Below are 26760 nucleotides of genomic sequence, written 5' to 3' on the forward strand. Positions count from 1 at the left end.
GCGGCGGTCGCCTTCTCCCTTCGGGGAGGACGGCGCGCCGCGCGGACCCTTCCCGAAGGGGGGTCAGCCCTCGATGTCCTGCGCGAACTCCTCCTCGCCGAGCGCGCTCGCCGCGAAGCCGCCGAAGAAGCCCTCCATGAGCTCGTCGATCCGCACCTCGGCGGCGTTCGCCGGGGCCGTGGCCTTCTCGGCCTCGCCCAGGCGCAGCACCAGCGCGAACTTCTTGACCTTCGCCTTCTCCGCCAGCTTGGCCAGGTCGATGGAGACCTCGGTCAGCTCGCCGTTCTTCAGCGTGAAGTCGGCCGTGACCTTCTCGTTCGGCGCGTCCTTGAAGTCCTTGGCCGTCGGCAGCTCGGCGCCCGGCGGCAGTTCCTTCGCCAACGGAGCCAGTTCGTCGGACAGTTCGGTCATCAGCGTGCGGAAGGGCGCCGTGGCCTTGATGTGCTCGGTGCCGTCCGACCCCTCGGAGGTCGTGAAGTCGACCTCCTTGGCGATGACCTGCCGCAGCGCCTTGGTGAGCTTCTTCTGCGTCTTGGCGTCGAGCGTGGGCTCCGCCGAGGGCTCCTCGGCCCCGGCGCCCTCCGCCCCCGACATCTGCTCGCCGGTCTCCTCCAGGTCCTTCGTCGCGACCTTGAGCCACTCACCCGCGACCAGCTTCTTGAACGCCCCCGCGCTGTCGGGCAGTTCGTCGGCCGACGGCATGGGGCTGCCGCTCATCCGCCCGATCGCGTCCAGGTCGGCACGGAGGTAGGTGTAGTCGCCGACCATCCGGTACTCGAACAGGCCGCCGTCCGGGCCGCTGAACTTCAGCGCCATGCCGTCGAAGTCCTTCTCACCGGACTCCTCGAACGGCTTCTTGGACTGCACCGACAGGGAGATCCGCGCGTCGCTGAGCAGTTCGGCGACCTCTTCGGGCATCGCGTCCTCGGGCGCCGACCCGGCGTCCAGCGCCTTCAGCGACGCGGCGTCGGTGTCCAGGTCCAGCTCGAAGGAGAGCGAGCGCTCCTTGCCGAGCTTCTCGAAGGCCTGGTCGAGCTTCTGCCCGGCGGACAGGTTCTCCACGGTGCCGCAGGCGGCGGACCCGGCCAGGACCACGGTGGCGACGGCGGTGGCGGTGAAGGTCTTGCGTATGGCGGGAATGACGGTCTCCTCGTGAAATACGACCAGAGCGGTCACTGGGAAGACGGATCAGCGGCCCGAACGGTTGTACGCCCGGGGGGACTTTCCGGGGACGCGCTCACCGCGCACTGCACACCGTCCTCGGCGCCGCCCTGCCGCCCGCGCCCGGCGCGGACTGCGCGTCCTGCACCCGCTGCACGTCCTGGAGGAGACCGGGGATGCCGGGGTCCTGGCCGGAGGCGGCCCTGGCGATGGTCAGCAGTACGGCCTCGTAGAAGGCGTCCCGCACGGCGGGCGCCATGACGTCCGAGGCGTCCAGGCAGCGGGGCCCCTCGCGGAGCCGACGGGCGATCCCGCCCTCGACCGCGCCGCCCCGCGGCTTCACCCGGCGGTTCGCCGAGAAGACGTCCGCCAGGTCGGCCCACTTCTGCTGGCCCTCCCGGGAGGCCAGCCGTTCGATCAGCTCACGGGCCTCGGGGCGGTCGCCGAACAGCGCCGCGAAGTCGCCGGTCACCTCGTGCGCCCGGACCCGGCCGCCGCCGGGCAGGAGCGGGGCGGAGTCCGTCAGGCGCGCGTGCCGCGCGTCGGTCCGGTAGAAGGAGAGCGCGAAGGAACCCTGGTGCTCCAGGGCGCATCCGGCGGGGCCGTCGAACAGCAGTCCGTGGCCGTCCGGGGCGCCGCGGTGGTCGGCGAGCAGCGCCCGCCCGGCCGCGGCCTCGTCCTGCCGGAGCAGACCGGCCCAGGCCTCCCAGGCGCTGCGCACCGGACCGCTCCGCCACCACTTCACGCCGCCCGTGCCCAGCGCCCACTTCTCGTAGACGTCCGGGCCCTCCCGTTGCAGCACGAGGTCCTCGATCCAGTCGGTGCCGGGCCAGCCGGAGGCGCCGTCGTCGCCCATGCCGATGCACCACCTCTCCAGCGGGGCCGGTGAGGTGCCCGGCCCCCGGCCCTCGCGGTACCAGACGATGCTCTTCAGGTCCGCCTTGACCGGGACCCAGTACACATGCCCGGAGGACGAGCCGGACGGCATCCAGGGGGCGCCGTACTCCCGCGGATCGTAGAGATCGTCCAGCGGCTCCAGGAGGCCGCCCTCGGCGTACTCGGCGAGTTCACCGAGGCCCGGCATGATCACGATGTCCGGGGGCTCGCCCGACTGCACCTTGGAGAGCAGCACCTCCCGCTGGGCCGCGGTGCCCTGGTAACGGAAGGGGATGCCGAAGCCCCGCAGCACCTTCTCGAACTGCTCCGCCTGCCCGGCGGTCCACGTCCCGAGGATGGTCACCGGCTCCTCGTCGTCGTGCTGCGCCCAGACCACCACCATGCCGCCGGCCGCGATCAGCAGTATGACCACACCGAACACCAGCATCCTGAACCGCCGGGTCACCGTCGCCTCCAGTAGTCGTGGTCGAGCCGCAGACCGAGCCCCAGCGCGGGCAGGACGACGGCCAGCACACTGCCGACGAGGGCGCCCCGGTACACCGATTCGGTCCACGCGCCGTCGGCCAGTCGCCGCCGGACGCCCTCCGACATCTCCGTGACCCTCTGCTGCCCCACGGCCGGCGAGCCGCTCCGCCAGGACGCCTCGGTGATCCGCCGCAGCTCCCCGAGCACCCCGGCAAGACCGTCCTGGGTGGAGTACGCCGTCATCAGCGGGACCACCGCGAGCAGCACGGTGAGGACGAACGCCGCGAGCAGGTACGGGTTCCAGTCCCGGCCGCAGCGGTCGCGCAGCACGAACAGCGCCGAGAGCAGGGTCAGCGCCACCGCGCCCAGGGCGAGTTCGGCGACCCACCACCCGGCGCGCTGCCACCACCCCAGGGCGGCCGTGGACTCGGCGTGCTCCAGCTGGGCACGCTGCAGCACCTTCAGACGCGGTGCGACTCCCACCGTGTCGCGGGTGAGCAGCGACTCGGCCTCCCGGAGCCTCAGCTCCCGCATGAGGGGCTGGTCGCGGTAGAGGGAGGTGCCGAGGGCGAGGGAGTCGCTGTAGGTGGCGAGCAGCCCTTTGACCGTGCCGAGGTCCTGGTCCGTGCGGTCGGCGATCCGGGACAGGCCCTGGTCGGCGGCCGAGAGCTGGGACCGGTAGGCCTCGCCCGAGCCCACGACGCCGATGAGGTTCCTCTCCACCAGGTGGTCGACCTCCTCCTGGGCACGCAGGGCCGCGAGCCGGCTGGCGGCCAGCCCCTGCACGGCCGGCGCCTCGCGGGACGCCAGCGCCTCGGCGCCGTGCTGGACCTGACGGCTGGAGAGGAACAGGGCGGTCGACGCCACGGCCGTGAGCAGGAGCAGCGCCACCAGATGCGCCTCCAGCAGCCGGCGGGTCCGCCAGGAGCCCAGGCGTCCCCGCCAGAACACCGCGGGGGAGCACCGGCGCCGGAACGCGGCGCGTCCGGCCGTCACAGCAGCCTCTCCCCGCAGACGATGCAGTAGCGGGCCTCGCTCCCCGCCGGGGTGCCGCAGCCGCCGCAGCGCGGACCCGGCCGGGCGCCCACGGCGTCGGCCGGGGGCCCGCCGGGACGGGACCCGGCGCGCAGGATCATCGGGCCGAGGGCGCCGGCGTCGACGGCGCGCAGCCGGACCCGCCCGCCGGCCGCGTCCTCGATGCGGGCGACCGCGCGGATCTCCTCCAGCACCCAGTCCGTGCCGAACCGCACCGCCAGCCGCGCGGCCTCCCCCAGACGGGCCTCCGCGCTCTCGCGCCGGTGTTCCCGGAGGGCGACGAGTCCCTGGCGCAGCGCACTGCGCATCCTGGCGGTGGCGTTGAGGGTGCGCACGCTGTCGCCGCCCGCCGCGGCGGGCGGCGAGGACTGCCCGGGGAGGTGCCAGCGGGCGGTGACGGGCGCGTGGACGTCGCCGACGGAGACCATGGCGAACTGCAGCTCGGTCTCCAGCGGGTCGGCGTCGGCGTCGGCGACCAGGGTGAGCAGGTAGTCGCGCCGGCCCTGCTCCCACTGGTAGGTGGGGAAGCTCCAGCGGTGCGGCCGGCCGGGCTCGGGCAGCCCGCCGAGCCGGTGCGGCCGGGGCGCCTTCTCGCTCAGCGAGACCTGGCGTACGGAGGGCCTTACGGTCACTTCGACCGGCAGCCGGGGAGTGTGCACCCGGCGCAGCCGCCGGATGGCGTCGGTGATCGCGCGGCCGAGTCCGTCGTCCACGAACTCGGCCGTGCCGTGCAGCCGTTCGGCGAGGGTCAGCAGCGGGTCGGGCGCCCAGTCCGCGCCCACGGCGAACACGTCACAGGTGAACTGCCCCGCACAGGACTCCAGTTCCTCCTCCAGACGGTCGTCGGCGGCGGCGCTGCTGCCGTCGGTGATCAGCACCAGATGGCGCACGGACACCGGCCGGCCGACGAGCAGGGCGCGCGCCGCGGCCACCCAGGCGGCGTACCCGGCGGGACGCGGCCCCTCCCGGTGCAGCGGGAGCGAGCCCACGACGAAGGCGGCCCGGCGCCGTGCGCCCTGATCGGCGACGGCCCACTCCTCGTCGCCCCGCGGATAGCACCGGACCGGCTCGGGGCCGCCGCCGAGCACGGTGAAGGAGATGCGGTCGGGCAGCGCGCGCAGCACCGCCGGCAGGGCGTGCCGGACGGCCGCCCGGTGGGACTCGGCGACGTCCACCGCGATGATCACCGCGAGCCGGACCGCGGGCAGGTCGGTGGGGGCGCCGTCGGCGGCCACGTCGACCCGCAGGTGGGCCTCGATCTTCGCGCTCCGGTGCGGGCGCGGATCGGCGCCGGGTTCGACGTGCAGTCGGATGCCCGGCTGCGGCGGCCGGTCGGGGCTGCTCATCTCGTACGTCACCGCTCCTTCACCTTCGTCGCCGGGCGCTGCTTCGTCCTGCCGGGTCGTGCGGTCAGAACACGGTCTGCGGCCGTACCGCGTGCATGAGGTCCACGAGGTGCTCGTGGGCGGCGGCCGGTTCCTGGTGACGTGCCGCCAGCCGCCGGTAGTGCGACTCCAGCTGCTCGCGCAACGCGCGCTCCGGCGCGCCCAGACGTCGCAGAGCGCGCGCGGTGAGCCGTCCGGCACCGCTCCCCGGGGAGCCGTGCCGGTCGCTGAGAGCGTGCACCGCGTCGAGTTTCCACTCGTGGAGTTCGGTGCTCAGGCGCAGCGCCTCGTCCTCGGACAGGCCCGGTTCCCCGTCGCCCGGACGCCGGCCCACCAGGCCGTGCAGTTCGGCCAGCGCGGCGTCGACCTCGGCGGGCAGGGGCAGCGGATCGCCGTCGCCGGGCAGCCGGGCCGCGCGGATGCGCAGGGCCGCGATCCGGGCGACGGTGTGGTCCAGGGTGCCCGGCCGGACCCGGCCGAGCACGTCGATGGCCGTCCGGCGGTCGCGTGCGCGGAGCGCGAGCCTGGCCAGGCCGAGGGCGGCGCCGCCGTGCGCGGGGTTGCGGGCGAACACGGCCTCGTACAGTTCCTTGGCCGTGGGCCCGGCGGGGTCGTCGCCGAGCCGTTCCGCGCAGTGGGCGAGGGCCAGTTTGGGGGCGTACTCGCCGGGCAGTTCGAGGTGGACCCGGGTGAAGTGGTACCGGGCCTCGGCGATCCGCCGCGGATCGCCGTCGAGGTCGGCGCCGCGCAGCGCGAGCAGGGCGCGGTGCCACTCCAGCCGCCACCGGCGCACGGCAGACGGTCCGGGGACGGAGTCGGCGGTGTCGAGCTCCTCCTGGGCGCGCCGCAGGTCGCCGCGGGTGTTCCGGCCCAGCAGGACGCGTACGTTGTGCAGGCGGATCTCCACCGAGGGCGGCTTCTCGTCCTCCTGGTCGAGGAGCCGGCCGGGGTCGTAACCGCTGCTCACCTCGAACCGTGTGGCCTGCGGATCGCCCGGATAGGGCCTGGGTACCGGCAGGCAGGCGGCGATCTCGGCGGGTGTGGGCGTGCCGAGGTCGAGGACCGGTGCCACGGGCGGCTGGTAGCGGTCGCGGCGGGGCCGGTTCAGCCAGTGCCCGATGTCCGGCACCGTGCCGAGCCGGGCGCCGGGCAGCCGGGTGGCCGGCCGGAAGTGGTCGGAGGGTTCCGGCGGATCGCTCTTGCCGCGCAGCGCGCGGATCTCCCGCAGGGCGCCGCGCAGTTGGCCGACCATCTCGCGGGCGTCGGCGAAGCGGCGGCCCGGGTCGGTCCGTACGGCACGGTCGACGACCCGGTCGAAGGATGCGGTGCCGAGGCCGGGCACCTCGGTGACGGCCCAGCGGGCGAGTTCGCGCAGGGTGACGCCGACGGTGTGCAGGTCGTGGGCGACGGTGGGCACGGCCGACGTCGCGGTCTCGGGCGCCATGTAGTCGGGCGTGACATGGGCGGGCGGCAGGCTCTGGCCCTGCTCGCGCATGCCACCGAGATCGATGACCTTGATGCCGTCCCGGTGGTGCACCACGTTGGAGGGCTTCATGTCCCCGTACACGAAGACCCGTTCGCCGTCGGCGTGCAGATGGACGAAGGCCTCGAGGATCTGGCAGCCGTACGCCGCGACGTGTTCGATGTCGAGCACGGACTCCCCGCGCCGGACCTCCTCGGTGATTTTCGCGAGGGTGCCGTCACCGACGTCGTCCATGACGATGTAACCGCCGGTGACCTGCCCGCCGGCGTCCCTGCGGGCGACGAAGTCGCGGATCTGGACGATGCGGGGGTGGCGGATGGCGACGAGGTTGCGGCGTTCGACGTCGGCGAGGCGGGCGCCGTCGTGCTCGTACCGGTTGAGCAGTCCCTTGACGGCGACGACGTCACCGAGATGGGTGTCCTCGGCGAGGTAGACCCAGCCCTGGCCGCCGTGCGCGATGGGTCCCATGACGCGGTACTGGTCGCGCAGCAGGTCGCCCTCGGCGAGTTCGGGCCGGTACGAGTAGCGCTCGCCGCACGCCGGGCAGAACCCCTCGATCGGCACCGGGCCCTCGGTGTAGGGCGGGGCGAAGGCGATGCCGCAGTCGGCGGACGAGCAGCTCATGCGGATGCGCGGCGGTGCATCGGGACGGACGAGGCGTTCCCCGGCGGGGCGCGGCTCGCGCTCGGGGAGGTCGAGGAGCTCACGGGGGCCGAGTTCCCGGGGGTCCCGGGGCAGGCCGGGCAGTCCGGGGTCGTGCCGCGCGCGGCCGCACACGGCGCAGTAGCCGGTGGGCAGTACGGTGCCGCCGCAGGGGGCCCCGGTGAAACGCCGGTGCGGGCAGGCCGTCATCCTCTCGCGGCCCTCCTTCCCCGCCCGGTGCGGACGGTGCGCCGCCTCACCGGTCCCCGCAGCGGCTCAGGTCGGCGCGCAGGGTCCTGATCAGCGCGCGCAGCCGGGTGAGCTGCTGCTGCGGGTCCCGTACGTCGTCGAGCAGGCGGCGCGTGGCGCGGTGCCGGTCGGCGGTCTCGGTCACGGAGCCGAGGGAGGCGCTGTCGACGACGTCACGCCGTATCGCCCGGCTGAACTCCGCGCGCCGCAGGCGGTCGAGCAGCGTGTCCGCGTGGTGGAGGAGCGCGGGCCGCAGGAGCAGGTCACGGGAGGCGGTCCAGCCGGGGCCGCCCTCGTGGCGGAAGACGAGCAGCAGCCGGAAGCCGAACACCCGTAATCGGGCGAGGACGTCGATGAGAGGTCCCGGCTGCGGCTCCTCGTCGAGCCCGTCGACGAGGACCGTGACCGGCCGCACGGGCGCACGGTCGGCCGCCCGCCGGGGCCGGGACTTGGCGCCGCGCAGCCAGTCCCAGTACGCCAGGTACTCACCGGCCGGGAAGGCGACCTGGTCCAGCGCGTGGTCGATGAGATCGGGCCGGCTGGCGCCGCCGCGGTGGACGACGTGGGCGCGGTGCGTCAGATGGCGCAGCGAGCGGTCCTTGCCGCTGCCCGGGGGCACCACGGTGATCTTCACCGGGTCCTCGTCCGGGTCGTCGAACCACCGGGTCAGCCGCTCCTCGAAGCCGTGGTCCCAGGCCCCCGGACTGCTCAACTCCTTGATCAACGGGGAGAGTTCGGCGATGCGGTCGACGGGGATCAGATACGAGAAGGAGAGCCGGTTGTCCTCGGGCAGCGCCGCGCCCAGGTCCCCGCGCCAGCTGACGACGAGGCCCACCACCCGGGCGGGACGGCCCTCCTCGGGCCGGGTGCACACGCCGGCGCCGCTGAAGCCTGCCCGCACCACCTCCGACCGGGTCACGGCGTCGAGCTGCACCCGCTCACCGCTGGCGCCGCCGATCCGCCCCCACAGGCTCATGCCGTCGTCGAAGCCCTCCGCGTAACCGGTCGCGTACACCTCCATGCCGCCCCACAGCCGGGTGTCCAGCGGGGCGCGGCGCGCCTGCGGACGGGGGCTGTCCAGCCGCAGCACGGCGACGTCCTCGCCGTCGGCGCCCTCCGCCAGCCAGCCACCCGGCATGACCCGTGCCGGGACCGGTTCCAGCCCGCCGTTCTCGGCGAACTCCAGCCACATCACGGCGTCCGGCCGGCGCACCACGTGGGCGCAGGTCAGTGCCGTGTACTGGTCGACGAGCACGCCGGCACCGCAGATCGGCCCGTGCGCGTCCTCCCGTCGCAGCCTGAGTCTCCAGTCCGCGCGCAGTTCCCCCATGCCGTCTCACATTACGTGCACAGCGTGGGGCGTCCCTAGACTTGTGAGCAGGGTGGATCGGTCAATCAGCCGAAAGTGGCGGTGTGTTGATATGACGAACGTGGAACCGATCGGTCTGTCGGAGGCCATCGGCACGGTGCGCGCGGAGCTGGCGCGGGCCCAGGCCGAGGGCGCGGAGAGCGACTGGCGGTTCCACGTGGAGCAGGTCAGCCTGGAGTTCTCGGTGCAGTTCCACCGGGCCGGCGAGGGCGGGGCGGGCCTGCGCCTGGGCGTGGTCGAGGCCCGCCTGGGCGGCTCGGTGAGCCACGACTCCACCCATCGCGTCGAGGTCACCCTCAAACCCCTTCCCCGCCCCGACGGCCGCCACCACGAGGTCGGGCGTGAGGACGCCGCCCCCCACCGACCGGCCCCGCCCGACGGCTCCCTCCTGCGGGACCGGTGACCCGGCCCTGAGGAGGCCGGCGTCCGGCCCGGCGCTCACGACCACGACGTCACCCACAAGGCGACCAGCGGCTGTCCGAACGAACACGGCGTCACGGTCTTGCCGCCGGGTGGGGGACGCGGTCCCAGCGGTCGGCGGGGCGGCGACGGGGGTCAGGCCGCCCTCCGCCGGCGGAGAGCGGGTCGGGTGCGGTGCCTATGGGGCGGGGGAGCGGGCGGAGGCCTCCGCGGATGTCGCGGCCGGCTCAGGCGACGTGCGGCAGGAACGGACTCGGGGCTCCGCTCCACGTCACGCTCAGGGCTTCGCGGGCGCGGGTGCAGGCGACGAAGAGGAGGCAGCGTTCCCGGAGCAGGTCGGCGTCGTGCTGCAGGGGGTCCGCCTCGCGCGGGGTGATCTCCCGGGCGAACGGGACGGCGCCCTCGCCGACGCCGAGTACGGACACCGCCCGGAACTCCAGCCCCTTCATCGCGTGCATCGTCGCCAGCCGCACCCCCTCGGCGCCCTGCGCGGCCTGCCCCTTGACCCGGAGCACCGGTATGCCGGCGGCCTTCAGCTTCTCCTCGGCCGTGTCCAGGGAGAGGTTGAAGCGTGCGCACACGCCGATCTCGTGCGGCGCCAGACCTTCGTCGAGCAGTCCCCGGACCCGGTCCACCAGGGCCTCGGTCTCCTCCTGCCGGGTCGCGTACCCCTGTGCGTGGGGGCGGCGCCCGTGCAGCAGGGAGCGGTACCCGGCCAGTGAGTCCGTCCCCTCGCCCTCGAGCGCGTCGACGGTGACGGGCGCGAGGAGCCGCGCCGACCAGGCGAGGATCTCCTCGGTCGAGCGGTAGTTGACGCGCAGCCGGAAGCTGCGGCCGGCCGTGGCGATGCCCAGGGAGCCGAGCGACACCCGGGAGTCGTAGATCCGCTGGTGCGGGTCGCCGGTGACCTGGACGGGACCCCCGTACGAGGTGCGGTGGGCGACGCGCCGCTGGGAGGGGTGGAGGAAGACCCGCCAGGCCGCGAACGGCTTCTCCAGCACCTCCTCCAGCTCCTGCGGTCCGGTGACCAGGCGGATGCGCGCGGGGGTGTTGGCGATCACCGTGGCCAGGTCCTCGACCGGCTCGGCGGGTGCGTCGGCGGGCTGGCGGACGGCCACGACGTCCCGGTAGACCTCCTCCGGGCCGAACCCCTCGGCGAGGTACTGCAGCACCTCCAGCTGGTCCTCGGGAAGCAGCGTGGAGAACGCCTCCAGCTGGGCCTTGTCCACCAGGGAGCGCGCGGCGCGCAGCACCTGGTCGTCGATGCCGAGCTCGCGCAGCGCGCCGTCGGAGACGTCCGCGAACAGCAGCCGGGGAGCCGTACGGGCGGCCGTCTCGTACAGCGGCGTCAGCTCGTCCAGGGCGACGGCGTCGCGCACCTCCAGGGCCCGGGTCGCGGAGTTCGCGCTGTACAGGCGCTTCGCCGCCCAGGTGTAGGCGTCGTCGTGCGGCAGGACGTTGACCAGCAGGAACGTGCCGCTGCCGTCGTCGGGGGCGAGGACGACGCCGCGCCAGAAGTCGGTGATGCGGATGGTGCGCATCCGCGGGTCACGGGCCTTCTCGACGGACTCCAGGTGCAGTCCCTTGTCCGCGTTGAGTTCGGCGACGCCCATGGCCTGGAACTTGGCCATGGCCTTGCGCACTCCGGCTCGGACCGGCTTCTCCAGGGTGTCGTAGCCGTCCCAGAAGCTCTGGGCGAAGGCGAGCCGGGGCATGGGGTTCCTTCCTTCCGCCACGGGGGCGTTGCGTGGTCACGGGTGCGCGGTGGTTCCGGCCAGCCGTCCGGCGATGTCCCGGAGGGACGACAGGAGCTGTTCCGGCGTGCGGGAGAGGTCGAGGCTGTGCTGATGGAGCCGCACGCCTCGTCCGTCCGGCCCCGCCGCGGTCCCGCGCACCTCGTGGAAGCGCGAGGGCCGCCGTCCGGCCGCGTACACCAGGTGCGCCTCGCGCAGACCGAGCACGGTGGCGTACGCGAGCGCCTGGTACAGGTCGGCGTTGAGGAGTCCGTCGGCCTTCTCGACCTTGTACTTGGCGTCGACGACGGCGAGCGGGACGCGGCCGTCGCGGGTGCGGACGACGAGGTCGGGGCGGATCCGCACGAGGTCCGCGGTGTCGAGGTGGTGGGGGTCCTGGAGGCGCGCGGTCAGGCCGTGCTCCTTCAGGGCCTCGCGCAGGGCGACGGTGACGAAGTCCTCGAACAGCCTGTTCATGTCGAACAGGAAGCCGTCCACGGCGAGCGGTTCGGCTCCCGGCAGGGGCGGCCGGTGCTCCGGCGAGGAACCGCGCAGGACGGCCTCGGCGAGCCGCAGCGCGGGCTGGTAGCAGGAGTTGAGACGGGAGGGCTGCCAGCGCGGCAGCTCCTGCCCCCGCACCGGCGGCAGGGCGTCGGCGAGCCGGACCCGCTGGTGGGCCAGGCGCCGCCGGACGGGTCCGGGGACGCCCGGCAGCCGCAGCAGCCGCTCGGCGGCGGCGCGCAGGATGCGGTTCTCGGCGGTGTCGGCGGTGTACGCGTCGTAGGCGATCTCCATGGGCGGCGTGCGGCCGAAGTGCCGCCGGATCTGCTCGGCCTCGCGCAGCCGCCCGCGCACCACCAGCGCGGACTCCTCCACCTCCCGGTAGCCCTGGAGGACCCCCTGCCGCAGCGCCGCGTCGATTCGCCGATCCACGGCGTGCGCGAGCGCGGGCACGACGTCGTCGTACGCGCCGGTGTCGACGGTGCCCTCCCGGCCGTCGCGCCAGGCGCGGGCCGGGTCGAGGCTGAACCCGAGCAGGAAGAACAGCTGGCTCACCGGGGTCTTCGGCATGATCCGCACGACCGGGCCGCCGGGCGTGCGGACGGCGCCGACCCGGCTGCCCGCCCGCAGCAGCCAGTGCCCGTCCCGGCCGGGGTCGGGGGCGGCGCTCCGCAGGACGCCGGAGGCGGCCAGCGCCCGCCCGGCCGCGGCGTCCAGCGGGGCGGAGACGGCGGGCCCGTACTCGTGCAGCACCACCTCGGACACGGGTACGGGCGGGGGCACGGTCACGGCCGCCGCCCGCGCAGCGCGTCGAGGCCGTAGCGGGCGGCGACGTCGATCCCCTCGCCGTAGTGGTGCTCCTCGAGGAGCGGCAGGATCTTCGTGCGCCAGGTCCGTTCGAGACCGCCGTCGCGGTACACGCCCGGCTTCATCAGGTACGACGGCCCGATGGCGAAGTCGGCGTCGTCGATGCGGGCGTTGAGGGCGTCGAGGAGGCGGGCGGGCTCCCGGTCCCTGCCCTCGCGCTCCAGCCAGCGCGCGAGCAGTCCGGCGGTCGGCTCGGTGCGCGGGGACAGTTCGACGAACGCGAACCGGCGCCGCATCGCCGCGTCCACCAGCGCGATCGACCGGTCGGCGGTGTTCATCGTGCCGATCACGAAGAGGTTGGGCGGCAGCGGGAAGTCGTCCCCGGAGTAGGTGAGCCGGACGGACCGGTCCCGGTACTCCAGGAGGAAGTACAGCTCGCCGAAGACCTTCGCCAGGTTGGCGCGGTTGATCTCGTCGATGATCAGGAAGTGCGGGACGTGCCGGTTGCCCTCGCGGGAGGCGAGGTCGGCGAGCTCCCGCAGCGGGCCCGCCGTCAGCCGGAACGCCACCTCCCGCGTCTCCGGGTCCGCCACGGGCCGGAACCCCTCGAAGAAGTCCTCGTAGGAGTACGACGGGTGGAACTGCACGATCTTGACCTGCTCGGGGCCGCCGCCGAAGTGCTCGGCCAGCCTCATCGCCAGGTAGGTCTTGCCGGTTCCGGGCGGCCCGTAGAGCACCAACTGCTTCTCGTCGAGCAGGAGTTCCCGTATCTCCTCCAGCCAGGCGGGGTCGTGGACCAGGAGGTCGGCGGCGAGTTCCCCGCCGACCTCCGGCAGCGTCAGCTCCCGCTGCGCCGGCCGCTCGCCGGCCTCCCCGCTCTCCGCCGGGCCCGTGCCCCCGCCCTGTCCGGTGAGCCCGTCCAGCGTGTCGAGCACCCCGGTCAGGTCCACCACGTCGTGCTGCACGGACAGCTTCTGCTGCACTTCCCCCGGCAGCTCCTCGTACGGGTGACTCTCCGCCCGCCAGGTGACGGCCCGGCGCAGGTTCGACAGCCCGCCCGGCGACGCGCTCTGCACGGCCTCCCCGGTGATCCGCCCGAGGTGCAGCCGGTCGTCGTCGAAGGTGGCGACCGTGTCCCCGACCCGCATTTGCGTCAGGAAGGCGTGCAACTCGTCGACCAGGCCCTGCTTCTGGTGGTACGAGGCCGCCCCCTCGTACCCCTCCTCGACGAAGCGGCGCAGCGCGCTCTTGGTCGGGTCGGACTCCTCCAGCGGAGGCAGGTGCGCGCCCGCGAGCGAGACGAACCCCTCCCTCAGCCACGACTCCCGCACCAGGTTGCGCCCCGACACGTTGGAGCCGCGCACCAGCCACGCCTTGTGCGGGGCACGCCAGCCGGTGGACAGGTAGTCGGAGAGCGGATGCCCCTCGGCGGTGCGCCAGGACTCCGGTCCGGAGGCGTCGTAGCCGTACACCAGCGCGGCGGCGGCCGAGGAGGAGTTGCACTCGATGTCCCGGGTCACCATCCAGCGCGCGGGCACGTCCTGGGGTCGGCCGGGCGCGGCCGGGGCGTCCACGAGCGCGCCGCCCGCCCTCAGTTCCGCCCGGAACCGACGGGCGTGGCGGCCGAGCCCCGGCCACTCCTCGGCGGTCACGAGGGACCCCTCGCGCAGCGCGAACTTGTACGTGCCGTTGCCGCCGAACTCGGTGAGCAGGTACCCGCGCGCCTCGGCGCCGTCCGGGGTGAGCTTGATGCGGAACTCGGGCGTGCCGGGGAGGCGGCCGGGCTGCGGCATGGGTGACCTTCCGGGAGAGGGCGACGCCTGCGTCGAACACCGCACAGGTTACAGGTTGACAGCGTCAACAAGCGGGTGAGGTGTCAGGCCTCCTCGGACAGAGCGGCGCGCAGATCGGCCAGCGAAACCTGCCCTTCGGGGGGGTGTCGGCCAGTCAGAAGGTCCAGCCGTTGGCCCCCGCTCCGACCGCGTTGGCGGCTCCGGACGGAGTGTCGTGGAGCTGCTCGTCGAGCCGGATGCGGCCCTGATCGTCGACGAAACCCACCTGCCCGTACTCCTCCCACGCGGGGGTGAGGACGGTTCCAGCGCTGATCAGACCGGCGTCCAGCAGCTCCGACAGCTTGATCCGGCTGCACGTGCGACTCCGTGTTTCACTTCCGACCCCCGAGTATCTGGTTGGTATTAATCATTTGTGGATCGAATGTAAATCGGGGCCCATGAGGATGCCTGTGCCGTCTGATCACAGACTGCTACGCCAAGAGGAAAGGCATACTCATGAGTTACGGCAGAACCAGCCTGTGGGCTGCGGGTTCGGCCCTGGCCGCGGCGATGGCGCTCGTCGGCACCCTCGCCCCTGGCGCCAGCGCCGAGCAGCAGCGCGACGGTAACAGCGAGAAGAGCGTCCCGATCTCACAGGCTGTCGGCGCCGACAACCTGCGGAAGATGAACGAGCAGCGACCCCTCGTCGCCGCTGCGAGCATCCTGGCCAAGGCCCAGGAGCGGGGCCACTACGAGGGCTACACGGGCATCGGCCTTCAGGAAGACCACGTCACCCTGTGGTGGAAGGGCGACCTGCCCGAGCCCGTACAGCGGGCCGCGGAGCGGGCCCGCAGAACCGCCCCCGTGCACATCGTCGCCGCGGACCACTCGCTGGCCGAACTCAAGGACGCCTCCGAGCTGTTACAAGCCCGGCTGGAGAAGGACCCCTCGCTCGGCCACAGCGTCAAGATCCCCACTGACGGCAGCGGACTGGTCCTGGCACAGGACACCACCCGCGCAGCACGCACCGCCTCCGTCGCGCAGGACCACAGCACGGTCGACCGGATCGCCGGCGTGTCCGTGAAGACGATCAGCGAGGAGCCTCTCCAGGAACGCTCGCGTGTGAACGACGGTGCGCCGTGGTCGGGCGGAGCACAGATAAACTTCAATGGCGGGGCGTGCACGGCCGGGTTCGGTGTGCGTGACGCAAGCGCGACCTACCTGCTCACCGCTGAGCACTGCGGTCGGAGCGGCAATCGGTTCACCAACCCGCAGGGCACCTACATCGGCACCTCCACCAAGTCCAATGACGCCCACGACGTGATGCTCATCCCCACGAACTCCGACAACTTCATGTACACCGGGGGACCCGACAGCGACGCGGGCGTGCGGGTCGACGGCTGGGACCACGTCTTCCCGGGTGAGTACCTGTGCCAGTCCGGAATCACCAGCGCACGGGCCACGGGCGGCCCGGTCTGCAACATGAAGGTCCTCTTCTTCTACAACGACTCCGAAGACCTGGTGGAGGCAGAGCAGATGGACGGCCGGGAGGCGGCCCGCAGCGGTGACAGCGGCGGCCCGATCTACACCGCCTCGGCCGCTGGCGGCGCGATCGCCAAGGGCACGGTGACCCGTAGTGCGGGGGCGCGCCTGGGCTTCCAGGACTTCTACACGGCCACGCGGGACTTCGGCATCTGGATCAACAGGTAGATCCGTCCTCGCGGCCCGTGCCAGGGCCCGCCCGGCGTCCTCGGCGGTCGTGAAGGCCGGGAGGACGCCGGCTTCCGTTGGCTGATCAGCGGCCTGGCCGCATTCAGGCGCTTGTTGTAGGCGGACTGCTGGGGCAGGTAGCGGAACAGGTGCCCCAGCCGGGCATGTGCGAAGCGGATCCAGTGGCGAGCCGAGGGGAAACCGAGCAGGACCCGGGCGACCGCGAGGCACAACAGTTCGGCGTCCGTCAGTTTCGGGGGTCGCCCGATCCGGCGACGGGGAGCCACATGGTCGTCGATGAACACGTACAGTGCCGTCAGAAGGGCGTCCAGGTTTGTCTTCACACACTGACCAACGGGCGCCCTTCGCCGTAGTCGAGGCCAGCACAAACATCGGACTCACTCATCTAGAGGACATGAGTGAAGGCGCGGTACTCCCGAGCCACCAGCTCCACTTCGTGGGAATGCCTGTTGAGGTACTGCCCGATCGAGACGATCTCGCCATCAGCCGCAATGGTTGCGTACGCCTGTGCGTACCCGCGAGGATCCGTGTCCGAGGAGTAGACGCGAGCACCCTGATCTTGGTGTATCCAGATGCGGTGCTCTTCGGCCACCGTCGCCCGGGACCCAACGGGTCCGATCTTCTCCAGGAGCACGTAGTGCAGCCCCAGGAGATCCAAGAGCTCTCGGTCACGTTCCCACACGGCCCCCGCGTACATGTCGCTCATCAGGAACAGCGGATCGCGGTACACGAGCCGTACCGCATCGGGCAACGACATGCCTCGACCGTTCCAACACAGGGCGCCACGTACCGAGTGTCGTAGGCCGTGGCGGGGTACGGCTTCGCCCATGACCATGGGCAGGAGATTCTCCAGGCCGTCCGGCCACCCATGGGTGATTGTTTGCAGGAGGTCACAGGGGTTGTAGACGTGCAGTCCGACGTCTCCCTCACCAACCTTCGGGCCCACTTCGTCGAGCCAACCGGCCACCAGCGAATCCCACTCGTGGTTGCCGGCCAGGCTCTGCCGGGCCTCCTGCCGGAACGCCTTCCAGCGGCTGGATACCTGCGGGCTGGCGGTGCCCGTGTACAGGATCTGACTGTCTCCTCGTTCGTCCCCGGTAAGGAAGCGGAACAGGTCCTGCTCTTCGAAGGCGGCTGTGACGTCGTAGGCGCCGGTACCTCGGAAGCCTTGGATGGCCCAGTTGGGGTCGTCACGGAGATTCTTCAACAGCCCTGGCCGTGCGGACTCCATGTTCATTCCGCGCAGCTTGCTGCGCGCAAGACGGTTGCAGATCTCGCAGAGGGCCAGGTACTCCGCCTGGTGCTCGTCAGCGAACGGCTCAGGCCCGTCGTAACCACCCAGGAGATCCACCGCGGCGAGTTCCTCGTTCACTCGGCCGATCGCCAGGTACAGGCCGAAAGGCGCAGGGATGTAGTGCTTCTCCGCTACACGGTCAAGATCCGCCGCCAACAGGTCGAGCGCCCCCAGCTCGTCCGCGACCTTGCTGATAATCCTCCAGCCCTGCTCCCGCTGTTCCTCCGTGACGAAGAAGAACAGGTTGTGGATGGGGGTGATGCGGGGTTCAAACGCCCGGGGCAGGAGCTCCACCCGCTCGGTTTTGATGGGGGTGCCATTGTTGTCCAGGAGCAGTTGGTATCCGCGAAGATCATGACTCCAGTCACGCGCGGCATGACTGACGGCGATCAGGAGTTCCTCCCAGTCATCCGGCATGGCGACGATCACCGCACGAATGCGGTCCGGCGCGAGGTTCTTCTCACGGCAGAGAAGCTCGGTGTACTTGTTGACCTCGTGCAGGGCCTGCCGCGCGCTGGACCGGGACCGTTTCAGCTCGATGACCACCCACATCTGATGGCGATCACGGGCCAGGATGTCGATGCTGCCCCTGGTGCCGTGTGCGTTGGGCAGCGGGTACTCCTCGAACTGAACCGGCCGGAGCCCCGGTTCGATCAGCTCCAGGTTCTGTACGAGCGCATTGCGGAGAACGTTCTCGAGGGGCGGTCGCATGGTCGAAGGCTAGACCGAAGCACTGACAAGGGCACTGACGTGGGACACAGTTGGCGATTCCCCTGCACCCCTTCGGTCCCCGTGACGAGCACGACCGCATCTCGGGCTACTCGTTCTCTTTGCTCTCCGACCCGGGTGCGCCATAGGGCTGGCGATCATGGCTCCGTAGGCGGCCTCCCGGATGCCCCTATGTTTGGCAGGCAGCGGTCGTGAGGACTGATGGGGCAGCAGGCAACTGGTGGCGTGTGATCATGTCGGCGCGTATCGGAGCGTGCACCTCGCGGGCCGCGCGGTTGGTCGGCGAAGTGATCAAGGAGTGATGTCGAGCAGCTCCGCCCGGACGGTCTTGCCGACGGGCGGGTAGGGGACGCAGTCCCAGTGGTCGGCGAGGGCGGTGACGAGGGTCAGGCCGCGTCCGCCGGTGGGGAGGGGGTCGGACGCGGTGGTCGTGGGGCGGGGGAGCGGGCGGAGGTCTCCGCGGGCGTCGCTGACCTCGACGCGGAGGCGGTCGGCGGCCGGGGCGAGGACGAGGGTCAGCCGGAAGCAGCGGCCGGGTACGCGGCCGTGCAGGACGGCGTTGGCGGCGAGCTCCGCGACGACGAGTTCGGCGCGCTCCGTGAGGTCGTGGGAAGCGCCCCGGGAGCGCAGCTCGGTCACCGCGAGGAGCCGGGCGAGACGGGCGCCGCGCCGCGTGGACGACAGCAGCTGGGTGAAGGTGCGGACAGGGGCGCCCACGTGGGGTGTTGCGTGGTTCATGGCGTCAGAGTGGCGGCCGGACGCGGGCGGGGGCGAGTGCCGCGCCCCGTACGGGGAGTAAGCGTACGGACGGGGGGAGGCGGGCGGTACGCCGGATCCTCGCGCCGCCGTGTGAGGAACGCGGGAAGGCGGCAGAGGGTTCCCGGTGTCCCGGAGCACGTCCGCGGCCGGGTCGGTCGAGCGGTTCGGTGGTCGGTGGTCGGTGGGGAGCCTTCGCGGCGGCGTGGCGCGTCGGCCGACCCGCCGTCCACGCTGTTACCGCGGCTGGGGTGGGCGGGCGTCGCGGCCGGTTGAGCGTGGACGCCGGTCGAGGCGGCGGGGACTGTCGGTGGCTGGTGACAGGATCACCGGCATGGTTTTCGTACGGACGACTCCACCGCGGCCCGTCGAGGTGACCGCGGTCTTTCCCGAACTGGCTCCGCTGGCGCGTCCCGCGATCCGGCTGCATCCCCGTCCGGGATCGCCTTCGGTCGGGGACAGCTCGGTCGGGGGCCCGTTGCTGTGGCCGGCCGACGAACCCTGGCCGCACTGCGAGGACGCGCACCTGCACGGCGACAGCGGGTTCCGCCAGTCGCCGGCGGAGGTGCGGCTCGACAGGCACAGTCGGGCCCGGCGGCACGAGGACCCCTACGGCCCCTCGTTCACGCCCGAGGAGCAGGCGGCCATGGAACGGAAGGCCGCGAGGTACGCGGAGCGCCTCGACGCCGGCCCTCCCTGGCCCGCGGAACGCCCGGTCCCCCTGTTGCCCGTGGCCCAGCTGTACGTGCGCGACGTACCCCTGCTGCGGCCGCCCGGAGAGGCCGATCTGCTCCAGGTCCTCTGGTGTCCCTACGACCACGAGCCCAACTGGAAGCCCGCGACCGCGGTGTTCTGGCGGTCCGCCGCCTCGGTCGTCGACGTCCTCGCCACGCCACCGGAACCGTACGAGGCGAACTACTCGGGCTATGTGCCGGAGCCGTGTCTGCTGGCCCCGGAAGCGATCACCGAGTACCCCAACAGCCTGGATCTGAGCCCGGAGTTGAGAGAGGTGGTGGGGGACTGGAGCAGATGGCAGGCGGCCGGTGCGGACGTGGACGGCTCGTACGCGGAGTACCCGGCGGAGTTCTACGACGGCAATCTGGCCAACGCTCCCGGCTGGAAGGTCGGCGGCTGGCCGCCGTGGGGCCGCACCGACCCGTACCGCCGGTACTGCGCCGTCTGCGACGCGCAGATGGTCCCGCTGCTGACCATCGCCTCCTTCGAATGGGACAGCAGTACGCACGGCTGGGTGCCGTACGAGGAGCAGGCCGCCTACGCCGCCGGTCGCCCCGCCGGCCTGTCCCCCGCGCAGCCGACGAGGGTGGAAGTGGGCAGCACCGACAACATGCAGCTTTACGTCTGCCCGACCTCGCCCGAGCACCCGCACACCGACCTGATCCAATGAACTGCCGGCTTCGGGGCGGGCGGATACGGAAGCGCCGGTCACGGAGGTGTTCAGACGCGCGGTCCGCCCGTGTGCACGCGCCCGTGTGCACGCGCCCGTGTGCACACGGGGCGGGACGGCGACATCGCACGGAGTACGGCCTGGCGGGTCGTGCCCGGCATCACGCTTCCGGCCCCGGCGGTCACTCAGGGTTCATCCCCTCGTAAGGCAGGCCGGAGATCCTCTCACCTGCGCAGTCGAGTATGCGCCGAAGAAGTGCAGCGCCGAGGGGGAGAGCAGATGGAAAGACGTCGTGTGCGGCATTCGTTCGTCGCTGTTGCGGTCTGCAGCCTGTTAACCGTGTGCGTGGTCCAATCGCCCGAGGCCCGCTCGGTCCCGGCTCCGCTCGTGGACCCCGTGAAGGCGGCGGAGCTGGCTGCCGAGCTGGGCGACGACCGCGCGGCCGGCGTCTATGTCGAGGAGGGGCGTCCCGTCGTCGCGGTCACCGACCCGGCCGCGGCGGAGGCGGTTCGGGACGCGGGGGGAGCGGCGAGGATCGTGCCCCACAGCGCGGCCGAACTCGAGTCGATCCACGCCGAGCTGGACCGGCTGGCGGGAATTCCCAACACCGCCTGGGGTCCCGACCCGAGCAGTAACGCCGTCGTCGTCACGCTCCACGACGGAGTGTCCGACGCCGATCGCGCCCGCATCGAGGAGGTCGCCGAAAGGCACGGGGATGCCGTGCGCATCGAGGAACTCCCGGGAAGGATCGAAACGGCCGTCGCCCGCCACGACGGGGACTCGGGGGAGATGGGAGCGGCCGCCACCTACTACATGCGGGGCGGCCTCGGGATCGAGACCTACGACGGCGAAGGGCTCACGGCGGCGTCCCTGGGACGGATCTGCACCGCGGCCTTCAACGTGCAGAATTCCAGTGGGAGCAAGTTCCTGCTCACCGCCGGGCACTGCGTCGTCGGCGGGAAGTACGAGTGGCAGAGGCGAGCCGGAGGGGTCTACCTGGGGCCGCAGGTCGACTTCGAATACGAGCCCGGGGACTGGGCCGTCATCGACTACCAGAACTCCGAAGTCGTCCCGGTCGGATCCCTCCAGCTGAGGGACGGATCGGAGCAGTCCCTCACGAACTCCCGCGATGCCGTGGTCGGGGAATCCGTGAAACGCCTGGGAACCATATCCCAGGACCTGGTCGGCAAGGTGACGAGGAAGAACGTGACCATCACCTATGACGACGGGGTCACCCTGTACAACATGATCGAGAGCGATCTGTGCGCCAAACTGGGCGACAGCGGCGGCCCCCTGTACTCGGGGCTGTACGCCCTGGGAATCCTGTCCGGCGCCACGCATGTGGAAGAAGCCTGTGGGGACTCCGACGCGCAGGCCGACCGGCGCACCTATTACGAGCCGGTGCACAAGATGCTCATCGAGAACGGCCTCGAGGTCTACTGACGCCGTCCGCCGGGCGGCACTCGAGGGGTGCGTGCGCCGCGGCCTCACCTCCGCGGCGGGCGCACCGCGCGGCGTCCTCGTGAGCGGGCGCTTCGCTCCGGAGGCACCGGCGGCCTCGGAAGACGCACGCTGGGGACGGAGGACTCCGCCCCCGGCCGGGTACCGAAGGCCGGCCCGGGGCGGCCGGCCTTCGATCGTCCAGTCCGCATCGACCCCGGAGGGGCTCATGGCCACGTACGGCAGGAACACTCTCGCTCACCTCTTCCCGGTCGCGGTCCTCGTCGTCGGCGCGGGCTCGCTCGCCGCGTGCGGGAACGGGGAGGCGGGCAGCGGCGACGGCGGAGGACCGGACGAAACCCGTGGGGTGTACGCGGAGGTGCGCGCCCGCGAGGTCGCCGACGCCTGGGACGGCTCCGAAGCCGCCGGTGCGTGGCGCGAGGGCTACCACCCCGTGGAGGACGTGGTGGAGCCGCCCGAGGGAGGCTTCCACGACGAAGCCGACGAACGCGCCTTCGAGGCGGGCGACTTCGTTCTGCGCGGCGATCTCCCCGTCCTCCCGCGGGAGGACGGGGAAGTGAGGTGGAAGGGGGGCGGTTCGCTCACCCTCCCGCTGATCGGGGCTCGCCAGGTGTACGAGACCCTGGACCGCGGCGACCCCGACGGACCGGGTCTCACGGTGACCGGGGCGAGGCTCGGTGAGATGACCCACGCGACGAGTCGCGGCCCGGCGACCGTTCCGGCGTGGCTGTTCACCGTGGAAGGGTACGAGACGGCCCTCGAACATGCCGCCGTCCTCCCTTCCGCATGGCCCGACCCGCCGATCGACGCCGCCCGTGACCTGTCCGGCAGTGAGTTGACCGCCTTGGAGGGACTGGTCGAAGTGGCCCGGGACGGCCGGTCCGTCACGGTGCTGGCCCACCACGGAGCCTGCGACGACGGGCCTCGTGTGCGGGTGCTGGAAACGGACGGCAGCGTGGTCCTGTCCGCGTCCGTGGCCGGAGCGGCGGACGGTCCCTGTCCCGGCAGGAGGGACGTCGATCCGGTGGAGGTGGAACTCGACCGGCCGGTCGGTGAACGGATCCTGCTGGACGCCTTCACGGGCCGGCCCGTGCCGTACGGACGGCCGGGCGGAACCCCCGCGCGGTAGGGCCGGGCCGCCCGCGACGGCCACGGAGGGCGGATCCGTGAGGCCGCCTTCGAGCGGACGCGGGGCGTGGACGGTGCGCCGGATCCTCCGCCGCGCCGTGTGAGGAGCGCGGGAGCGTGGTGCTGTCGCCCAGCGCCCAAGCGTCCTCGCCGATCCGGGCCGTGAACCGAACGGGCCGTACCCCGGAGTGGGGTGCGGCCGGGTGCGCGCCCTTGGTGTCAGTCGGCCGAGGGCCTGGGGTCCGTCACCCCTTGACCGGGGACCGCGGTGTGCTCCGGGTTCCGGGCGGGGGCGGGTGCCGGGTCTGCTCTACGCGCAGGGGCAGGCCAGTTCGGGGAGCGTGCGGTTCGGGGAGCACGTGACCACGGCCAGGGCGAGGTACGAGGGGCGTTCGAGGTAGTGGCCGTACGAGACGTCGGCGCCCGCGCGCAGGCGTTCGGCGGCGGCGTCCACCAGCCGGGCCAGGCGCGCGGTGTCCCGGTCGGCCTCCGCCGCGAACCGGGGCGTGTACTCGGCCAGCCGCTCGCCGAGCCAGGCCGCCGCCTCCTTCGCCTCGTCCCAGGTGCCCCGGACCAGTGAGCGGGGCTTGACGAGCCAGTACGCCGTCTCCAGGGGCGGGAGGTCCGACGTGCGGAACTCGGCGGCGACCTGGCGGTAGCGCTCGATCAGTTCCGGCCTGCCTCCGGCCGGGGGCGGATCGGGGTGCGGGGGCCGCCGCAGGGCCTCGTCGTCGAAGCGCGCCTTCGGGCCGGTCCAGAGGTAGGCGTGGTGGTGCACGTGCTGCTCCCGTCGCGAGGAGCGCCGGCGGCCGGACGCGGGGAGGAATCCGGTCCGGCCGGCGGCGGGGAGGGGAGGGGGAGGGTCAGGCGCCGAGGCCGAAGCACGCCGGGTCGATACCGGCGGCGTCCAGCTCCTCGGTGGTGAACCGCAGCGGCTGCGCGTCCGGCCGCTTGCTGTCGCCCAGCGCCCAGGCGTCCTCGCCGATCCGGGCCAGGGTCACGCACCCCTCGGTGCAGGGGCCGCCGCACGCCTTGGTGAACGAGGCCCCGCTGATGTCGAGCGCGTAGAGCTCGGTTCCATTCCGCATGACTGCACCTTCCAGTTCGTTCGATGCGGCCGGGTCCGGCCGCCGCCGCCCGTGGTGGGCGGGAGTGCACGGGAGGGGAGACGGCCGCCCGGTCGTTTCCGCAGGTGAGCGGTGGACGCGGACGGTTTCTCCCGGTTCTCCGTGATCTCAGGGTGGCGGTCGGACGGGGGCGGGGACGAGTGTGGCATCCCGTACGGTGAGTCAGCGTACGGACACGAAGAGTGGACGGTACGTCTGATGATCCGTCAGGCTGGAGGTGGACGCGGGCGGCGTGAGGAGCCGTCGTGGTGCGCGGTACGGAGGAGAGGAAAGGGGCGGCGGATGGACGTGGTCGGGGTCGAGGGGGAGGTGGCCGGGAGCGCCGGCGCGCGGGCGGTTCCGGTGGGGGAGTGGGAGCGGGAGCCGCATCCGTCGGACAGCCTGCGGACGTTCGGGGCCGTCGTCCAGGCGTTGCGTGAGCACGCGGGGCTGAGCCGGGTCGACCTGGGTGCCCGGGTGCAGTACTCCAAGCACACGGTGGAGTCGGTGGAGTTGGGGCGCCGGATGCCGGACGAGGCGTTCGTGGAGCGGGCGGAGGAGGCCCTGGGCAACACGGGTGCGCTGCGGAAGGCCGCGCGGCATCTCACGCGAGGGGAGGCGGGGCTGGCGGCGTGGTTCCGGCGGTGGGCCCGGCTGGAGCGGGAGGCGGTGAGCCTGTGCACGTACGAGTGCCGGTTGGTGCCGGGGTTGTTGCAGTCGGAGGCGTATGCGCGGGCGGTGTTCGACAACAGCATCCCGTTGCTGACCGACGAGCAGACGGAGGCGCAGGTCACGGCTCGAATGGAACGGCAGGCGATGATGCGGGAGCGGCCGACCGTGCCGTTCGGCTTCATCGTGGAGGAGTCGGTTTTCCGGCGCGGGCTGGGCGGGGCGCAGGTCCAGGCGAACATGCTGGACCACGTGCTTGAGCTGACCGCACCGCGCAACGTGACGCTTCAAGTGGTGCCGTTGAAGTTGGAGTTCCACGGGTGCCTAGATGGGCCCGTCCAGTTGGTGGAGACCTTGGAGGGACGGCGGCTCGGATACTCCGGGGGGCAACAGAACGGACGGCTGATCTCCGACGCGAAAGAGGTGAGCTTGCTCTGCCGACGCTATGACACACTGCGCTCGCAGGCCCTCAACCCCAAGGAATCCCGGGACCTGCTGGAGCGACTGCGAGGAGAGCTATGAGCAGCGGTATGTCGGAACTCGCCTGGTTCAAGTCCAGCTACAGCGGCACCCAGGGTGACAGCTGCGTGGAGGTCGCGATCACCGAACAGGCCGTCCACGTAAGGGACTCCAAGGACGTGACCCGCCCGGCCTTCGCCGTCGGCCGCGAAGGCTGGGGACGGTTCGTGCGGTTCGCGTCGGAGCGTTGACGGGAACACTCGTGTGCGTCCCCCGGGAAACCGGGGTACGCACACGGAACGGAACGGCTCAGGTCCTCTCCAGATCCCGGTCCCGGGTCTCCGGCAGCGCCAGGATGCAGACCAGCGAGAGCAGGGCCGTGGCGCTCATGAACCAACCGCCCACCGACGGGCTGTAGTTCTCCGCCAGCGCGGTGACCACCAGCGGGGCCGCGGCACCGCCCAGCACCGCCTCCTCGCCCTCGTGCCGCTCGTGGTGCGCCGGAGGCCGTGCGCCGGGCGCGGATCCGTTCCCCCGCCCGATCCGGAGCCGTGCGGACGGTGAACGGGCACCGCGTGACCGGGAGCCGGGGGACCGGGCGGCCCCGCGGCGGGTCACTTCCCCAGGAAGGCGAGGAGCGCGGCGTTGACCTCCTCCGCGTGGGTCCACAGCAGTCCGTGCGGGGCGCCCTCGAGCTCCACGTAGTCGGCGGACGGCAGGGCCTTGTGGAACGGCCGCGCGGTCCCCTCGACCGGAAGGATCCGGTCGCCCGTTCCGTGGAGGATCAGAGCCGGTACGTCGATGGCCGGGATGTCGGCCCGGAAGTCGGTGTACCAGGTGGACGGCGCGGCGGCCGCGGCGAAGAAGCCGCCGCCCGCCGCGACGTTCCAGCTGTTGCGCACGGCCTCCTCGCTGATCCGGGTGCCGAGGTTCTCGTCGAGGTTGTAGAAGTCCTTGTAGAAGTCCGTGTAGTACGCGTAGCGGTCCGCCTTGACGGCCGCGACGACGCCGTCGAAGAACTCCTTGGGGGCGACTCCGTCGGGGTTGTCGTCGGTCTTCAGCAGGTAGGGCTCCAGCGACGCCAGGAAGGCGACCTTGGCGATCCGGGCGGAACCGTAGGCGGACACGTACCGGGCGACCTCCCCGGTGCCCATGGAGAAGCCGACCAGGACGGCGTCCCGCAGGTCGAGGGTCTCCAGCACGGTGTTCAGGTCGGCCGCGAAGGTGTCGTAGTCGTACCCGGTCGTCGGCTGGCTCGACTGCCCGAACCCGCGGCGGTCGTAGGTGATCACGCGGTAGCCCGCGTCCAGCAGTACGGCGCTCTGCCGTTCCCAGGAGTGCCCGTCGAGCGGGAAGCCGTGGATGAGGACGACCGGCTGCCCGGCCCCGTGGTCCTCGTAGTAGAGGTCGATGGTGGTGGAGTTCTCCTGACCCACGGTGATGTAAGGCAACGTCTCTTCCTTCGTTCGGTGTGACCGGTGCGCGCGGGACGCGCCCCGGCTCGATGAGGCGGGACGCCGTGCGGGCGGCATCGGCTCCTCGGCGGCCGATGTCCGGGGCTTCGCGGGGTGCGCGGCACGGAGTGGCATCACGCTAAGGCGGGCCTTTGGCCCCGTGTTGTTCCCGAGCGCACCGCTTCTTGCCCAGAAGTGCCGCCCGGCGGACGTGCGTCGGCGGGCAGGGCGTTTCCACCGCGTCCGGCGCCTCCGCGCCACCGCGGTCCGGGTGCACGCAGGGAACGGTTAGAGTGCACTGTGGGACAAGATCCGCCGACGCGTGGCCTCCCCGCAGCCGCCGCACGGCCGTCGGACCGACCACCTGAGTCGTCCCGTCCGCCACGGCTGGACGCGGTGCCGGGCCGGCTGATCGTGCGGCGGCCGTCCGTCTCCGGACACAGCCGGCCGGAGGGCGCCCACGGTGGACGTGATCGGCACGGCCCGGTTCCCGCGGGGCGGGAGCACGGGCTGCCGCCGGATCCGGGGTCCCGCCCCGCTCGCCGTGCCGGTGACGGCCGCGCCGCACCGGGCTTCGGCGACGCGCGGTGCCGGGTGACGGGAGAGCGCGTCCCGGAGAGGAGAGCGGTCACCCGTGGGCACGGGCGGG

General features: G+C 72.3%; 24 protein-coding genes. 7 read left to right on the top strand and 17 right to left on the bottom strand.

What is annotated here, in order from left to right:
* Positions 1-63: 63 nt before the first annotated feature.
* The 6 genes from ACFY3N_RS09890 to ACFY3N_RS09915 form a co-directional block, all read right to left on the bottom strand.
* Positions 64-1095: a hypothetical protein gene (locus ACFY3N_RS09890; RefSeq protein ID WP_390816457.1), complete on the bottom strand. Its 1032-nt coding sequence runs from the start codon at positions 1093-1095 to the stop codon at positions 64-66.
* Positions 1096-1237: 142 nt separating this feature from the next.
* Entirely contained in the window at positions 1238-2503 is a 1266-nt protein-coding gene (locus ACFY3N_RS09895; protein WP_390816105.1) for an ABC transporter substrate-binding protein, read from the bottom strand.
* On the bottom strand, positions 2500-3519 hold the full coding sequence (locus ACFY3N_RS09900) for a hypothetical protein (RefSeq protein ID WP_390816106.1): 1020 nt from the start codon (positions 3517-3519) through the stop codon (positions 2500-2502). The genes ACFY3N_RS09895 and ACFY3N_RS09900 overlap by 4 nt, the downstream gene beginning before the upstream one ends.
* A complete protein-coding gene (locus tag ACFY3N_RS09905) occupies positions 3516-4916 on the bottom strand; it encodes a hypothetical protein (RefSeq protein ID WP_390816107.1) in 1401 nt (466 codons plus the stop codon). The genes ACFY3N_RS09900 and ACFY3N_RS09905 overlap by 4 nt, the downstream gene beginning before the upstream one ends.
* A 52-nt stretch (positions 4917-4968) precedes the next feature.
* On the bottom strand, positions 4969-7278 hold the full coding sequence (locus ACFY3N_RS09910) for a tetratricopeptide repeat protein (RefSeq protein ID WP_390816108.1): 2310 nt from the start codon (positions 7276-7278) through the stop codon (positions 4969-4971).
* Positions 7279-7324: 46 nt separating this feature from the next.
* On the bottom strand, positions 7325-8647 hold the full coding sequence (locus tag ACFY3N_RS09915; RefSeq protein WP_390816109.1) for a serine protease: 1323 nt from the start codon (positions 8645-8647) through the stop codon (positions 7325-7327).
* A gap of 91 nt (positions 8648-8738) precedes the next feature.
* On the opposite strand from ACFY3N_RS09915, the gene ACFY3N_RS09920 reads away from it, so the two are divergent.
* Positions 8739-9089, top strand: coding sequence for a trypco2 family protein (locus ACFY3N_RS09920; protein WP_390816110.1), 351 nt, complete (start codon positions 8739-8741; stop codon positions 9087-9089).
* A 244-nt stretch (positions 9090-9333) separates the two neighbouring features.
* Here ACFY3N_RS09920 and ACFY3N_RS09925 read toward each other — a convergent pair whose 3' ends face one another.
* The 4 genes from ACFY3N_RS09925 to ACFY3N_RS09940 form a co-directional block, all read right to left on the bottom strand.
* On the bottom strand, positions 9334-10821 hold the full coding sequence (locus ACFY3N_RS09925) for a 3'-5' exonuclease (protein ID WP_390816111.1): 1488 nt from the start codon (positions 10819-10821) through the stop codon (positions 9334-9336).
* Between the two features lie 36 nt (positions 10822-10857).
* A complete protein-coding gene (locus tag ACFY3N_RS09930) occupies positions 10858-12129 on the bottom strand; it encodes an McrC family protein (protein ID WP_390816112.1) in 1272 nt (423 codons plus the stop codon).
* Entirely contained in the window at positions 12126-13940 is a 1815-nt protein-coding gene (locus tag ACFY3N_RS09935) for a DUF4357 domain-containing protein (protein ID WP_390816113.1), read from the bottom strand. The genes ACFY3N_RS09930 and ACFY3N_RS09935 overlap by 4 nt, the downstream gene beginning before the upstream one ends.
* A gap of 154 nt (positions 13941-14094) precedes the next feature.
* The gene (locus ACFY3N_RS09940) at positions 14095-14343 is read right to left on the bottom strand and encodes a hypothetical protein (RefSeq protein ID WP_390816458.1); all 249 of its coding nucleotides are present in this window, start codon (positions 14341-14343) and stop codon (positions 14095-14097) included.
* A 92-nt stretch (positions 14344-14435) separates the two neighbouring features.
* On the opposite strand from ACFY3N_RS09940, the gene ACFY3N_RS09945 reads away from it, so the two are divergent.
* Positions 14436-15629: a trypsin-like serine protease gene (locus ACFY3N_RS09945; protein ID WP_390816114.1), complete on the top strand. Its 1194-nt coding sequence runs from the start codon at positions 14436-14438 to the stop codon at positions 15627-15629.
* On the opposite strand, the gene ACFY3N_RS09950 is transcribed toward ACFY3N_RS09945, so the two are convergent.
* The 3 genes from ACFY3N_RS09950 to ACFY3N_RS09960 all read right to left on the bottom strand — a co-directional run bounded on the left by ACFY3N_RS09950 (position 15587) and on the right by ACFY3N_RS09960 (position 18411).
* On the bottom strand, positions 15587-15973 hold the full coding sequence (locus ACFY3N_RS09950; RefSeq protein ID WP_390816115.1) for a hypothetical protein: 387 nt from the start codon (positions 15971-15973) through the stop codon (positions 15587-15589). The genes ACFY3N_RS09945 and ACFY3N_RS09950 overlap by 43 nt on opposite strands.
* 62 nt (positions 15974-16035) lie before the next feature.
* The gene (locus tag ACFY3N_RS09955; protein WP_390816116.1) at positions 16036-17655 is read right to left on the bottom strand and encodes an endonuclease NucS domain-containing protein; all 1620 of its coding nucleotides are present in this window, start codon (positions 17653-17655) and stop codon (positions 16036-16038) included.
* A gap of 309 nt (positions 17656-17964) precedes the next feature.
* Positions 17965-18411: an ATP-binding protein gene (locus ACFY3N_RS09960; RefSeq protein WP_390816117.1), complete on the bottom strand. Its 447-nt coding sequence runs from the start codon at positions 18409-18411 to the stop codon at positions 17965-17967.
* 352 nt (positions 18412-18763) lie between these two features.
* Here ACFY3N_RS09960 and ACFY3N_RS09965 point away from each other — a divergent pair, with 352 nt between their 5' ends.
* The 3 genes from ACFY3N_RS09965 (at position 18764) to ACFY3N_RS09975 (ending at position 22424) form a co-directional block, all read left to right on the top strand.
* A complete protein-coding gene (locus ACFY3N_RS09965) occupies positions 18764-19834 on the top strand; it encodes a hypothetical protein (RefSeq protein WP_390816118.1) in 1071 nt (356 codons plus the stop codon).
* A 339-nt stretch (positions 19835-20173) separates the two neighbouring features.
* On the top strand, positions 20174-21277 hold the full coding sequence (locus tag ACFY3N_RS09970; protein WP_390816119.1) for a S1 family peptidase: 1104 nt from the start codon (positions 20174-20176) through the stop codon (positions 21275-21277).
* A gap of 226 nt (positions 21278-21503) precedes the next feature.
* Positions 21504-22424 (top strand): hypothetical protein, encoded by a 921-nt coding sequence (locus tag ACFY3N_RS09975; protein WP_390816120.1) that lies wholly within the window; start codon positions 21504-21506, stop codon positions 22422-22424.
* A gap of 309 nt (positions 22425-22733) precedes the next feature.
* On the opposite strand, the gene ACFY3N_RS09980 is transcribed toward ACFY3N_RS09975, so the two are convergent.
* Both ACFY3N_RS09980 and ACFY3N_RS09985 read right to left on the bottom strand, forming a co-directional pair.
* The gene (locus ACFY3N_RS09980) at positions 22734-23201 is read right to left on the bottom strand and encodes a hypothetical protein (RefSeq protein WP_390816121.1); all 468 of its coding nucleotides are present in this window, start codon (positions 23199-23201) and stop codon (positions 22734-22736) included.
* Between the two features lie 85 nt (positions 23202-23286).
* Positions 23287-23511 carry a DUF397 domain-containing protein gene (locus tag ACFY3N_RS09985; RefSeq protein ID WP_390816122.1) on the bottom strand — a complete coding sequence of 75 codons (225 nt, stop codon included), beginning with the start codon at positions 23509-23511 and terminating at the stop codon, positions 23287-23289.
* Between the two features lie 321 nt (positions 23512-23832).
* Between ACFY3N_RS09985 and ACFY3N_RS09990 the strand changes: the two genes are divergently transcribed.
* Positions 23833-24720, top strand: a complete 888-nt coding sequence (locus tag ACFY3N_RS09990; protein WP_390816123.1) for a Scr1 family TA system antitoxin-like transcriptional regulator — start codon at positions 23833-23835, stop codon at positions 24718-24720.
* Entirely contained in the window at positions 24717-24908 is a 192-nt protein-coding gene (locus ACFY3N_RS09995) for a DUF397 domain-containing protein (protein ID WP_390816124.1), read from the top strand. The genes ACFY3N_RS09990 and ACFY3N_RS09995 overlap by 4 nt, the downstream gene beginning before the upstream one ends.
* Positions 24909-24966: 58 nt before the next feature.
* Here the strand turns inward: ACFY3N_RS09995 and ACFY3N_RS10000 are convergent, their stop codons facing one another.
* Both ACFY3N_RS10000 and ACFY3N_RS10005 read right to left on the bottom strand, forming a co-directional pair.
* Complete coding sequence (locus tag ACFY3N_RS10000) at positions 24967-25125, bottom strand: hypothetical protein (RefSeq protein WP_390816125.1); 159 nt, start codon at positions 25123-25125, stop codon at positions 24967-24969.
* 146 nt (positions 25126-25271) lie between these two features.
* Positions 25272-26108: an alpha/beta fold hydrolase gene (locus tag ACFY3N_RS10005; RefSeq protein ID WP_390816126.1), complete on the bottom strand. Its 837-nt coding sequence runs from the start codon at positions 26106-26108 to the stop codon at positions 25272-25274.
* Positions 26109-26760 lie beyond the last annotated feature (652 nt).

The organism is Streptomyces sp. NPDC000348 (assembly GCF_042898795.1).
GTDB lineage: Bacteria > Actinomycetota > Actinomycetes > Streptomycetales > Streptomycetaceae > Streptomyces.